At 42.0% G+C, this 13998-nt stretch carries 9 protein-coding genes; 1 reads left to right on the top strand and 8 read right to left on the bottom strand.

Features of this window, described 5'->3' with window-relative positions:
• Positions 1–119: 119 nt before the first annotated feature.
• Complete coding sequence (locus WC743_RS19015) at positions 120–464, bottom strand: hypothetical protein (RefSeq protein WP_373014519.1); 345 nt, start codon at positions 462–464, stop codon at positions 120–122.
• An 85-nt stretch (positions 465–549) separates the two neighbouring features.
• On the opposite strand from WC743_RS19015, the gene WC743_RS19010 reads away from it, so the two are divergent.
• A complete protein-coding gene (locus tag WC743_RS19010) occupies positions 550–834 on the top strand; it encodes a hypothetical protein (RefSeq protein WP_373014517.1) in 285 nt (94 codons plus the stop codon).
• Here WC743_RS19010 and WC743_RS19005 read toward each other — a convergent pair.
• From WC743_RS19005 to WC743_RS18975, 7 genes are all read right to left on the bottom strand, one after another.
• On the bottom strand, positions 797–1768 hold the full coding sequence (locus WC743_RS19005; protein ID WP_373014515.1) for a DMT family transporter: 972 nt from the start codon (positions 1766–1768) through the stop codon (positions 797–799). The genes WC743_RS19010 and WC743_RS19005 overlap by 38 nt on opposite strands.
• 78 nt (positions 1769–1846) lie before the next feature.
• Complete coding sequence (locus WC743_RS19000) at positions 1847–5107, bottom strand: carboxypeptidase regulatory-like domain-containing protein (protein ID WP_373014513.1); 3261 nt, start codon at positions 5105–5107, stop codon at positions 1847–1849.
• Positions 5108–5294: 187 nt separating this feature from the next.
• Positions 5295–6740, bottom strand: coding sequence for a hypothetical protein (locus tag WC743_RS18995; RefSeq protein WP_373014511.1), 1446 nt, complete (start codon positions 6738–6740; stop codon positions 5295–5297).
• A gap of 112 nt (positions 6741–6852) precedes the next feature.
• A complete protein-coding gene (locus WC743_RS18990; protein WP_373014509.1) occupies positions 6853–9645 on the bottom strand; it encodes a TonB-dependent receptor domain-containing protein in 2793 nt (930 codons plus the stop codon).
• Between the two features lie 117 nt (positions 9646–9762).
• Positions 9763–10131: a helix-turn-helix domain-containing protein gene (locus WC743_RS18985; RefSeq protein ID WP_373014507.1), complete on the bottom strand. Its 369-nt coding sequence runs from the start codon at positions 10129–10131 to the stop codon at positions 9763–9765.
• Positions 10132–10252: 121 nt separating this feature from the next.
• The gene (locus tag WC743_RS18980) at positions 10253–11584 is read right to left on the bottom strand and encodes an MBL fold metallo-hydrolase (protein WP_373014505.1); all 1332 of its coding nucleotides are present in this window, start codon (positions 11582–11584) and stop codon (positions 10253–10255) included.
• A 149-nt stretch (positions 11585–11733) separates the two neighbouring features.
• Entirely contained in the window at positions 11734–13803 is a 2070-nt protein-coding gene (locus tag WC743_RS18975) for a M13 family metallopeptidase (protein WP_373014503.1), read from the bottom strand.
• Positions 13804–13998: the final 195 nt, after the last annotated feature.

The following is a 13998-nucleotide window of genomic DNA, read 5'->3' as shown; positions in this document are numbered from 1 at the left end:
TATATTCAACAGCCATATTATACCCGGTGTTCCGGTACTGTTCCGCTTTTAGCGGGACGGAACACTGCGGGAGTTATTCCAATTCTTGTCTCTTGATGCTAAATTCTTGTCTCTGATATTTACTGTTTTAACGGCCACAAACCGGGGTGATCTCGGTAATGCGATATGTTTTCTATGATCTCCTCTATTTCGGTTGCTGATAGCACATCATGGCCGTCGGCGGTGTAAGTGAATACTTTGCCGGGGTCTTCAAAGGTGATATAGCCAAGGTAATTGGGGTCGAGTTTATGTTCAAGCAGTAGTTCGCTTTCTTGTCTGCGCAGCGTGGCTTTGTTATCCAACCCGCCATTCTTATAAATATTGTAGGTATAAGTTAATACCGGGTGCCCGTTAACCTGTGCTTGTGTGTTAGGGATAATTTTAACGGACTTTCCATGTCCCACAGTGAAAAATATCGGTGTCATATGTATCTGCGAAATATGTATTTAGGACAAACGATAAGTTAAAAAGTTTCAGAGGTTTATGAAATGGTTGTATAAATAATTTTGTATGTTAGATAGTAATATGATGCAATTAAAACTCTCTTATGGTTTGTTCCTGTTGTTTGAGCCGCAGGATAAAAAATTACGCCTCATTATAACAGATGGCCACAACGAACTGGCCTGCCGTAAAGAAACCAGATCGGTACTTAAGCACTTCCTGTCATCAGCCCAAAGCCAGTTATTTAAAGGCCGGCTGCAATTACATAAAAGCGATGAAGTTTTAACCGTGGTATTGAAGGGTAAACCTGTAGGTGCTATAAACCTGCCTGATCTTGAAAAGGTATTGACTTAAGCCGCTTTTTTTTAAACTTTTTGAAATCTATCCTGGTTAAATATACGCCGCTTAAAATAATAACGAGGCAGCCTATTTGGGCTATAGTAACGGTTTCGCCATAGAACCATCCCCATCCAAAAGCTACAAACGGGACGCCATAGCTTGAGGTAGAAGTAAAAAGCACACTGGTGCGCTGTACTAAAGCATAAAATAACATCCACGCCAGGGCTGTACCCATTATACCCAAAGTACATACCGCAATACATGCTTTTATATATTCATGATGATATAAGGGTAAGCTAAAAAAACCTGTTCGCCATAAAATAAACAACGATGGCAAACTAACTGATATTAAAGAAAAAGCCGTAATAACCAGCGGACTCACCCCATTAAGGTATCGCCTTACTACTATTATGTTAATGCCATAAAAAATGGTGGCCAGTATCACCAAGGCGCCGTAGCTTACTTGTCCGTACCCGGTATGCTTTTGGATAAGATATAGCAAAACTATACCGCCAAAACCAATAATTATGCCTGCTATCTGGCTCAATGGTATCTTATTGCCAAAAAATATAAACCCGAAAATAATAGCGAATATGGGGGTAAGCGAATTAAGTGTACCGGCCAGTGCGCTGTCTATTTTAGTTTCGGCTATGCAGAATAAAAATGCGGGCAAAAAACTCCCGAATACACCTGAGAATATCATCCACCATGAAAGTTTGAAAGGTATTTTATTACGATGCCTTATCAATACGGGTGTAAGTACAATGCCCGCGGTTATAATGCGTATTGCCGCTACTTGCGAAGCGGTGAGTAAAGGTTTTCTGGCATCGTCATACAACCCAAGTTTCATTAAAATAAATGAGCTGCCCCATATTAAGCAGATGGAGATAAACATTAACCAGTTAATCACTTTTGGAGGTAAAATTGTTGACCAGCGGGTTTGTTGCATAGGGCTGCAAAATAATCAATATAAACAAAAAACGCCCCGAAAATTCGGAGGCGTTGTATTTTATTAGTGCTTTTTTGTTTAGAATGCGTAACGCAAACCAAACTGCATTTGCCAGCGCGAAGCAAATAAATCAACAGAGTACGGTACACCCGGGTTTGTGAAGGTATACTTAGGATAGGTTGTACCGGCGGCAGTGAAAGCCGGGGTTGTGCTTGGTGTTAAACCAATGCTTGATGTTGAGTTAAATGTATTAGCCGAGAAATAATACTGGCCCCAACTTTTGTTTAGCAGGTTGGTTAAGTTAACAATATCATAAGTAAAGGTTATAACCTGTTTATGCTTACCGTTGCCAAATTTAAAGTCTTGTGCAAAACGGAAATCAAGGTTATTGTTCCATGGCGTAAATGCCGCGTTGCGCTCTGTAAACTGACCACGACGTGAGTTTAAGTATTTGTTATTATTGATATAGCTATCAAACGCTGCGGCTTGTTGTACGGCTGTGGCACCACCAGCAATATCGCTAAAGAAATTAGCTGTTTCGCCAACTTTAGGAATATACGCTAAACTAACCTGTTGGCCTGTGCCGTCAATAGCACTTGGTAAAAAACCATAAGTAAATGGATTACCTGATTGTGCGCTCAAAAAGAAAGTAAAGTTAGCGGTGTAGTTTTTCTCTTTATCCCAATTAACCATGTAGTTAATATTTGATACAATGCGGTTGCGGATATCAAAGTTTGAGTTAGCTAAACCAGGGTTGTTTGGGTTAAGCGCCTGATTTAACTGCCAGTTTGATTCCATTGAGTTACGGATACCGTTGGTAACATCTTTAGAATGCCCGTAAGTGTAAGCTACAGATGCGTTCAGGCCAAAAGGGAAATTTTTGGCTATCTGCGCGGTTAAGCTGTAACGGTAACCCTGGTTGGTATTTGATAAAAGGTAGGCATTTGTATATGATGGATTAACTGGTTGGTTAACAAATATTGGCTGTTGGTGCTGGGTATCATAAGGGTAGTAAGTAACTTGGTCCTTAGTATTTACCTGTTGGAATTTTAAATCGTGAACAACCTTGGTGTAAATACCTTCTAACGTAAATTTCCACCTGTTGGCTGTAGTATAATCATACGCTAAGTTGGTACGCCATACCTGTGGCATTTTAAAGTTATTGTCTATCAAATCCACTTGGGTTGGGCCATTTGCTGATGTATTAACAGCAGGATTGTTTTGTTGTAATACATAGCCTAAGCCACCATTAGCCGGTGCCTGCACAGGGTTGGTGCCGGGCGTGATAGGTGCTGTCGCACTTGGTTTTTTGTCATAAGCCCCGTAAGTATTCCCATTGTTATAAAATGCATAACCAAACCATGCAAAAGGCACACGGCCGGTAAATAACCCGCTGCCACCGCGTAATACCGAGGTTTGGTCGCCGTTAACATCCCAGTTAAATGATACGCGGGGGTTAATCTCTAAATTACCTAAATAATTTTGTTTAATATCACTTGGCTTGGTATAAGTAAAGGTTGTACCGTAGTTAGGATCAACCGGCGCGCCTGTTGTTTTTGCGCTTAGCGGCTGTTTGTTAGGTACACCTGCATAGTCGAAACGCACGCCTGCGGTCAAATTAAAATTATCTGTAAGGTGTATCTCATCCTGCCCGTATAAGCTAAGCAAGTCAACGTTAAATTGTGCAGAAGGGTTTGCGAATATATAATCGCGGGTGTTGTTGATATAGTTGTAGTTGGCACGCGTACGCGATGGGTTGTTAGCTAAAAAATTATCTATGCTGCTGTAAGCTATACGGCCGTTCCATGAATTTACAAAATTATAAGTGATGTTGTAAAACTCATTGTGTGTACCAAATGTGAAGGTGTGTTTGCCTTTGGTTAAGGTCAAATTATCTGTAAACTCGGTAGTTTTCTGGTGCATATCAAATATAGCAGCCTCACGGTCAGTACCTAAAAATATGGTTGTACCCGGAGTGCGGCCTGTAATCTCTATCTGGGGCAGGGCAGGGTTAGAGTTAGGGTCGCGGTAATCATGTACGTTAGAGTAACCAACAACCAAACTGTTGTGCAGATTATTGCTTAACCTGCTTTTTAATTCTGCAACAGTTGAGCTGGAATTGTTATGCGAGGTGTAATCAATACCGCTGAAACGGAAGTTCTGCTGATCGCGTTCCAGATTAGTAGCGGTTGATGTGATGGTGTTATTACGGATAGTTAACTGGTTATTGTCGTTAATGTTCCAATCTAAACGGTTGAAAAATTTGTTTGAGCGCGAAAAGATGGAAGTATTTCCATATGTGCCGGCATCAAAACCGTAACTGGCCATTTTGTCCTTAATATTGATAGCATCCTGCAGGGATAATATCTTTGCAGAACCATCACTACCGGCTGCAGAAATAACAGGGTCCTGCCTGCGGGCAAGCTCCTCGTTAGTGAAAAAGAATAATTTGTTTTTGATTAGCGGGAGACCCACACGGATACCTGTTTGATAATCATAGAAAGTTGACGGCAGTTTTGAACCGTCGCCACCTGATGCCCTGTTAGCATTGTTTGGGCCTACCATGAAAGCGCCGCGACCAAAACCGTAAACAGAGCCTGTAACATCATTTGTACCGCTACGGGTAACAGCGTTAATGCTACCACCCAATACGTTGCCAATCTTAATATCATAAGGCGCTACCAGCACTTGTATATCCTGTATAGCATCTAATGATACCGGGCTGGTACGTGTACTGCTGCCCACCTGGCCCGATGCATTGTTTTGGCCACCCAATGATGGGCTAAAGCCAATAGCATCATTATTGATAGCACCATCAAGCGTTACGTTGTTGTAACGGTAGTTGGTACCCTGAAAAGAGTTGTTGTTGCTTTGCGGCGTGGCGCGGGTTAAATCCTGCAAGCTGCGGTTAATGGCGGGCATATTACGTATCTGGCTTTGGCTAATACGGGTGCTTGCACCTGTTTTAGTAGCACCACCGTTTGCAACTACCCTAACTTCTTTAAGGGCTGTGGTGGCATCGGCCAGTATAAAGTTGAACGATGCGCTACCCAATGTAAGAGTAATATCACTGTGTTCGGCTTTATTATAACCAATAAATGTAGCGGTTATAGTATAAGGGCCACCCGGATTAATGTTGGGGATGGTGTAACGCCCATCGGCATTGGTTTGTGTGCCGTAGCGGGTACCAGTGCTTGTATTTACTACTGATACGGTAACGCCTGGCATGGTAACACCTTTTTGGTCAACAACCTTACCGCTGATGACGGATGTGGTGATTTGGGCATTGGCAGCCAATGCAACCAACGTTGTGAGAATGAAGAGGCAAAACTTTTTCATTTTTTGGGGGATTAAATCCCTCCAAAAGTCAAGCTTGTATATTATGTTTGTGTTAACAGATGATTAGAATGGGATTAGAATTATTTGATAAGGATAATTATAAGCGTTTATAAGCGCCAAGCTTGTATAAAACAAAAGCGGCTACCCATGTGGGTAGCCGCTTTTGTATAGAAAATGTTTGTTTATATTATTTTACAGCACCTGGGGTAGTGTATGGTAAGTTTTGAGGATCAAAATTAGCCCAACCGCTTGTCCAGTCAGTTGTACCGAAAGCACCTTTGTAAGCAACTTTTTCAAAGAATGCATCAGTAACTTTAGCATCTGTGTAAACTGCACCGGTTAATGCTGGTGAAGTTGCAACCTGTAAGAAGTTAGGAACACCAGCTCTTGCAGCAGGGGCAATATCAGCGCTGAACTTATAAGGATCAGTATAGATAGCTGCAGCATACACATCAGGAGAGAAGGTATTGTTTGGAGTTAATTTAGCAGTAACTAAACCTAAAGTAGCAGCATTTGTTGCTTTGATCTGATTGCTTTTGCTATTGCTGGCTGCTATCAGGTTATTAGCGAATACTGAGCTACCAGAAAGTAAATTGGTTGATGAATTTACTGTGCTGCCTGCAGGTAAGGCATCATCATAAAATACGCCTTCAGTATAACCAACAATTACCGAGTTAAGGATGCTGATAGATGAATTGCGACGAATTTGTGCGCCATGCTGGAAGTTAGCATTGATAGCAGTGAAAGATGCAGTTTCTTTTGGACCTAAAATAGTCATGTTAGAGAATGCAGCGCTTGTTTGCGGAGTAGCATTTGTACCTGTAGCGTTGTTGTCAGACTCGAAACCGTTTGAACCAGATACATCGGCAGTTGCAGCTAAACGCTGAGCTAAACCAAACTGAATTTTACCAGAGAAACCGTTATCTGTATCAAAATCATCATCCCAGGTATCAATAGCTAATAAGTGTTTAGCATTTACTGTACCGCCAAACCATTCGAAAGCATCGTCACCAGAACGGTAAACTTCAACATAATCAATAGTAGTACCAGAACCAACACTACCAAAAGTTAAACCGTTTATTTCATTATCAGGGCTCAATGGAATACCTGCGTACTCAATACGTACATATTTTATTGTACCTGAGTTATCAGCAGCATCACTACCACCGTGTTTCCCTTTATCGGTAGCATCAGAGATACCTTCAATAGCGATAGCAGTACCTGCATTATTAGGAGCTTTACCCAAAAGGATAACACCACCCCAGTCGCCCTGGGAACGTGCACCAACAGCTTGGCTTGATGTAAATACGATTGGTTTATCTACAGTGCCTGTTGCATCAATTTTTGAACCGCGTGTAATGATCAAAGCACCTTTAGTAGCTTTATCACCTTTAATGATAGTACCCGGCTGGATTGTTAATGTTACGTTACCTGTTACAAACACGTTACCTTTTAACAGGTATATTTTATCTGCTGTCCAGGTAGTATTTGCAGTAATATCGCCTGTAACTGCGACAGCAGTTTCAGTACCACCACCACCGCCACCACCATTATCAGGGTCTACAGTGTTTTTAGAACAACTTGTTACTAAAATGCTTACACTAAGTGCAGCAAATAATAGAATTTTTTTCATTTTCAGTTTTTTAATTTTCTTTACAAAGAAACGTACGCCCCTTGAACTTAATGTTAGCAAGCAGTTATGTATGTGTTAAATAATGTTAACCGTTGTTAATACTGTGTTAATGTTATAGTGTGTAAGTGAACGACATAGTGTAGGTAGAACCTTGTTTGTAGCTGCTTTGTGTATAATCGCCGGTATCGTACTTTTTGTTATTGTTTTGATCGTAATAAAAGGAGATGCGCTGGTTTAAGATATCGCCGGCGTTGAACTTCAGTTCGCCTTTACCTTTTAAAACTTTAACACCCAACTGGGCATCTATTACGCTGCGCGGAACTTCATATACGTTTGCATACTGACCGCCTGCGGCAATGCTTAACCTTTGACCAACGCGGTTAAACAAAGCGTTGAATGTTAAATTGTTGTTAAAGAAATTATGCTGTAAGCCGGCGTTGACAACGTAGGGTGCCTGGCCAATCAGCGGGCGATCTGCAAACTGTAAATTCAGACCGGAGTTTACAGGGTTATGCGCTACAGATTTAGCTATTGCAATGTTTGCATAAGCGGTAGTACTCTTTAAAAATGCTGTCGGCATAATGAAATCAAGTGATTTGCGCACCTCTAACTCTGCACCATAAACATTGGCGTAATCGCTGTTAAAGTAACGGATAACGCGTGTAGAGGTAGCATCATCATTATAAGCCTCAATGGCGTTATTGAATTTTTTATAGAAACCTGAAACCGAAAAGATTTGGCCTGCTGATGGGAATAACTCAAAACGCACATCAAAATTATCAATGTTTGTACGTTTTAAGTTTGGCGTACCTTGCTGGAAAGCCAGCAATTCATAATCGTAGTATGATGATGTCGCCAACTCTCTAAATTCGGGCCTTGCCAGCGTACGGGAGTAAGAAGCACGCAGGTTAATTTTATCAGTAAGATTGTAAGTAAGGTTGGCTGATGGTAATATATCGGTATAGTTCTGATGAACTTTATCTGTAGCGTTACTGTAAACCAGCGGGGTTACATTTACATTGAATTGTTCTACACGGGCACCCCAAACCAAACGCAGTTTTTCTGTAAGCTTGTTATCAAGCATTAAATAACCTGAATTGGTAAGTGAATTTGCGGTGTATGAGTCTGAAGGTATATTGCTGATCTCGTTAAGATCGTAAACACCTGCATCTATCAGGTCTCTTGAGAACAACCTGTTAAGCGGGCGCCTTGATATTTCATTAACGCGATCAGGGTCATTTAAAACCTCCTGGCTAAACAATGGGCCGATAAATCGCACATCATAATTTCTGTCGCGGTAAAGGCTTAAAAGTCCGGCTTTTAAAGTTGATTGTGTAAACAATTTTATCGGTGTGCTGTAATTTACACCGCCCGAATAAGAGTCTTCATTTAACTTACCAAATAAGGTGGAGTTTTCCTTGGTAAGAGATGACAATACGGCCTGGTATGGATTATCGGTACCAGATGCACGGGTGTAAAGCGCTTTGCGCTGGCCAGGCTGGTCGTTCAGCACGTTTCCATAGCTTACCTCCCAGTTAATTTTGGCTCCCTTTTCACCGATAGGGTGGTTACCTTCCAGTGTCGATTTTAAAAGGGCTTTTTGTTGCAAGTCGAACGCATAGTAGTTTACATCAAAACCTGAGTTATTATGACCTGTACGGCCAAGGTACTGGTCGTCGAATATCCTGTTATAAACATTCTTAAAGGTGATCTTATTTTTGCCAAAGGTATAACCCAGGTTTAACAAGGCACCCACACTTGTACTGAATTTATAGGCGTCATCGCTGTAATCGTAACCGTAAAAATCGCGCTTAATATCGCTGTAAATGTTTTGCTGGTTACGATATGTAAGCGCAAGGATAGCACCGAAACGGTTGCCGCTCTTTTCACTCTCTTTTACCTTGCCGATTGAAAATTGATAGTTTTGGGTTGGCAACGCAGTATTAATATATCTGTTCCAATCATTAGGCAAGGCACGCAAATTGTTAAGATTCTGCTGGTCAGTAAGGCCATTGGCGATTTGGGTTGACGATGCAAAGCCGTTTGGCAATTGGCGGCGGCCGTTATCAAAACCAAGATAATCGGTAGCGTTACGCGGGCCGCTTATGAAATCTTTAAAGGTTGAAGCGGTATTATAACCCTGGCTGATACCAAAAGAGATAAAGTTTTGATCAGGAAGATCTTTTGTGAAAATTTGTATCAAACCGCCGGCAAAATCGCCCGGCTGATCTGGTGTTGCAGTTTTGGTGATAGTTAAGTTTTCAACCAGGTTTGATGGCACAATATCAAAAGAAAAGGCTTTGCGGTTGTTCTCGGTACTTGGTAACGATGCACCATCAAGCATAGCCGTATTGTAACGATCGCTCAGCCCGCGGATAACAACAAATTTGTTGTCCTGAATGGTAGCGCCGCTCACACGTTTTAATACATCGGCAGTGTTCCTGTCTGGTGATTTTTTTATTACCTCAGATGAGATACCGTCAGATATAGACACACTGTTTTTTTGTACCGCATATAACGAAGCTACTGATGCCTGCCTGTAGGTAGAGCGTACTACAACTTCATTAAGTGCTTTAGATGTTGACGCGGCTAATGCAATATCAAGGTCGCTAACTTCGCCTGCTTTAACAACTATATCTGATATAGATTTGGTTTGGTAACCAATGTACCTAACTTCAATGGTGTACTTACCGGGGGCCAGGCCACCTAATAAATATTTACCTGCAACATCGGTAGCAACGCCCTTGGTGGTGCCTTGTATGCTAACGGTTGCGCCTATTAAAGTTTCGCTTGTTTTTGAATCAATTACTTTACCACCAATTTTGCCTGTAGTTTGCGCAAATAATTGAATAGTAAATAATGAACTAACAAATAAAATAGAAAGTGCTGATAATAATTTTTTCACGTGACTTTTTTTAATCAGTGCAAAGCTATTATCCAAATGTTAGTTAAATGTTACCGTTAAATTAACATAACAGACTATAAATATTAAGCCAATGTTAAGTGCTAATAGAAAATGCTCTCAACCAGCCTTTTGCTTGTCGCTATTGGCATGGTGCTTTATTTCCTGCAGTTCCAATTCGTAGGCACGCATACGTGCATGTAAAATATCAACTTCAGTGCGCAGCATTTGTATCTCGGTAATGAGTTTGGCCGATTCGGGTTTGTGGATCTGTTTTTCGCCGGTGCCCAAAATAAGCCACTCGGGAGAGTATTTGAGCTGGAAACATAGCTTACGGATAAGGTAGTAGCTAATATCCTGCTTTTTATTAATAACCTTACTAATAAAGCCCTGGTCAACCCCAATAGCGTTTGCTAAAGCCAGCTGGCCGCCATGCTCTTTCACTATAACTTTTATCCGTTTTACAACTGCGTCGTCAGATTTATTCACATGGCAATTATAGTAAATAGTTCATGGATTATGCAAAAGATCATAGACATAGTAAATAGTTCTTCACAAGTCTGAAATTCTCTTCGACTATTAACCGTTGTCCATTATCTATCAACCAAATCTAAAACTGCTTTATCGCATCGCTCAGGTCATACACCGGTACAGCTTTTATTTGTGCCGATATAATGCCGGCGGCAGCAGCCGACCGGTAACCCGCCGCGCAGTGTACAACAATGGGTTTATTGGCAGGGATCTCACTTATACGCTCCCTTAATTCGGGCAGGGGAATGGTAAGTGCGTCTGTGAACAGTTTGCCTGAATTTATTTCGGCCCAGTTGCGGGCATCTATTATAGTGTAATCTACTTTATGTGCTTTAAAGTCTTCCAAATTTATTGCCGGAGATTTTTCTGTAGCATTTGAAGGTATAAGCAAAGCCGCTTTTATATTTCTTTCGTAACCAATTTTAGCCGTTTTTTTGATAACTATATCTAAGGCCTCATCAGTTTCGGCCAGTAAGTAAAACGACTCATATGGTGCAACAACAGATCCTAACCATGTCTCAAATTTCTCGCCATCCTGCAAATTAATACTGCCTTTAATATGCCCATTGCGATAATCTACTGAAGGGCGGGTATCGATAACTAATATATCATGCTCCAAAGCAATATCTGCATCGGCTTTTATTACCGCGTTAACGCTTTGAATAAAGCCCGGCGCCCCCATTTTGTTCAGCTCTACATCATAACCAAAGTATTTGGGCATAAAGGGCTGGTCGGCCATTAGGGTTTTAACAAAGGCCAGTTCGTCCATTAATTGTAGTGCATAGTTCTCGCGCAGTTCTTTACCAATGGTGGTTTGCAGATCAGGGCTCATACTTTTACCGCATAATGATCCGGGGCCGTGGGCAGGATACACAATTACTTCTTTTGGTAACACCATTAACTTATCGCGGGTGCTGTGGTACATATCACGCGCCAGTTCCTCTTTCTTAGCGGTGATGTTACCTGCACTTTCGCGCAGATCAGGCCTGCCTACATCGCCGGCAAACAAGGTATCGCCGGTAAAAATAGCGCAATCCTTACCCTTTTCGTCTTCCAGTAAAATACAGATGGAATCCGGCGAATGACCAGGGGTATTAATGGCTTTTAGTTTAATATCGTTGATCTGAATAACATCGCCATCATCAAAAGTTTCGTGCGGGTATTCGGCGCCGGCAAGCTTGCTTACGTAAATTACCGCGCCGGTTGTTTGGTGGATCTCCAGGTGCGAGCTCACAAAATCAGCATGTGGGTGGGTTTCTATTACACCTGTAATATCAGCACCGTGCATATTTGCAAATTCATAGTAAGGCTGCGGGTCGCGTGCGGGGTCAATAACTATCATGCGGCCGGTTCTAATAACCGCGTAAGATGCATGGGCCAAACCCTTATCGTAAAATTGATGAACTATCATATCTGTATTAGCTACAAAGATAATCTTTCAGCCCGAAAGTGTTGGGGTCAGTAAGTCCGGATGATATTTATTACAAATAGTAAACATAACAACAAAGCCCGGCTATATGCCAGGCTTTGTTGTTATACTAAAAAATTACTTGCTACTGATTACCACACCCTTATTCTCTCTTCCGGCTTTTTGTAAAGCTTATCGCCGGGTTGTATACTAAAGGCTGCGTACCATGCATCCATATTAGTTATAGGCGCATTGGTGCGGAATTCTTCTGGCGAGTGGGGGTCTGTTAAGATCCTTTGTGCAGCAGCCTCGGGGCGTTGCGACCCGCGCCAAACCTGTGCCCATGATAAAAAGAACCTTTGATCGGGCGTAAAGCCGTCAATTTTTGTGGTAGACTGGCCCTGTTTGGTTTTCTTGAATGCTGCGTAAGCTACGTTCAATCCGCCCAGATCGGCAAGGTTTTCGCCTAAGGTTAAGCGGCCGTTTACGTGCATGGTATCCAGTACGGTAAAGGCATTATATTGGTTTACTACCTGATCTGCACGACTCTTAAATTTATCGGCATCGTCTTTAGTCCACCAGTCACGCAGGGTACCATCAGCATCAAATTGGCGGCCCTGGTCATCAAAACCGTGGGTCATTTCGTGGCCTATAACAGCACCAATACCACCGTAATTTACGGCATCATCCGCACCAAAATCAAAGAATGGGAACTGTAATATTCCCGCGGGGAACGTAATATCGTTATTAGTTGGGCTGTATGAAGCATTAACCGTTGGCGGCGTCATCCCAAAACGGTTGCGGTCAACAGGTTTGCCTAAACGCGTTACATTGAAATTGTATCTCCATTTAGAGATGCGTTTAAGGTTGCCATAATAATCGCCACGCTCAATAACAAGGCCCGCATAGGTTTCCCATTTATCCGGATAGCCAATTTTTACACGGAAGGCGGCAAGCTTTTTAAGGGCGCGTGCTTTTGTAACATCGCTCATCCAATCTAAGTTCTTTATACGGTCGCCCAGGGTGATCTTTAGGTTGTTCACCAGGTTTATCATGTATTGTTTAGCAGCCGGGGTAAAGTATTTCTCTACATAAAGCTGACCTAACAGTTCGCCAAGTGAGCCATCTATCTGGCCGCTTAAACGCTCGCTGCGCGGTGTTTGTGTTTGTTGACCGCTAAGCGCGCTGTTATAAGCAAAGCTTGCTTTTACAAATGGAGAGCTCAATGCTGAGGCCGATCCTTGTAAAACATTCCACTTTAAATAAGTTTTCCAATCATCAACAGATGTTGCAGCCAACAGGGCATCAGCATCTTTAAAAAACGCGGGTTGCCCAACCAATAAAGTATCCTGGCCGGTAACCTTAAGCATAGGTAATAATTTTACCCAGTTTAAATGCGGGGTGGTTTTGCTAAAATCGGCAACAGAAAATTTATTGTAGGTAACATTTGGGTCGCGCTGTGCAACACGGCTTAGTTGTGATTTAGCCAATGATTTTTCAAGCTCATATATAATGCCCGCGTTTTTGGCGGCTGCATCGGCATTAGTACCAGTTAAGGTGAACAAAGTAGTGATATAGGTTTTTAACGCGTTTTGGATCTTTTTTGAACGGGCGTCATCCTTTAAATAGTTATCCCTATCCGGCAAACTTGTGCCGCCTTGTCTTAGGCTAACAATGTATTTTTCTACATGCTTTGAATCCTGGCCAACGCCAAAACCAAACAACGGGCTGCCAATACCGTTAACACGTTCGTAAACCATTTCGTTTACTACATCATCAAGGCTGCTTATCTTATCTATCCGGGCCAGTTCAGGCATAATAGGGGTATAACCTTTTTTCTCGATGGTAAGGCTGTCCATACCGCTGGCGTACATATCGCCCACACGTTGTTTCAGGCTTCCTTTAGCGTGGCCTGCTGTGCCGCTAACTTCTGTAAGCAGCTTTAATAGCTTATCGGTATTGCTTTGTCTTAAAATGTTGAAGCTTCCCCAGCGGGTTTCTTTTGCCGGTATGGCATTCCCTTTTATCCAATTGCCGTTAGCATAGTCAAAAAAGTTATCGCCGGGCTTAACGGTGGTATTCATGTTTGCCGGGTCAATGAATTTTTTAGGGGGATCGTTTGGTGATTTACCTTTTACAGGTTTGCCGCCCTCAGCAGCAAAAACATTGGCCGACAGGCACAATGCACCCATCAGCATTAAGTTAGTTAGCTTCAATTTCATAGTTAATTAGTGAAAAATTAAAGATAATTAATTATCCGCTACACCTGCAAATTGGAGAACAGAGGAACTAGCGATTAAACCACTTAATTAAAAATGCTAACCTCGACATTTTGAGGATTGTAGCAAAAAAACGATTAACAGGCAATGCTTTCATAGCCGGGCTGGGTATTTATTTTAATATAACGGCCTATTGTA

The organism is Mucilaginibacter sp. (genome assembly GCF_041660805.1).
GTDB lineage: Bacteria > Bacteroidota > Bacteroidia > Sphingobacteriales > Sphingobacteriaceae > Mucilaginibacter.
The sequence above is the reverse complement of the archived record's forward strand: the minus strand, read 5'-3'. Positions and strand labels throughout refer to the sequence as shown.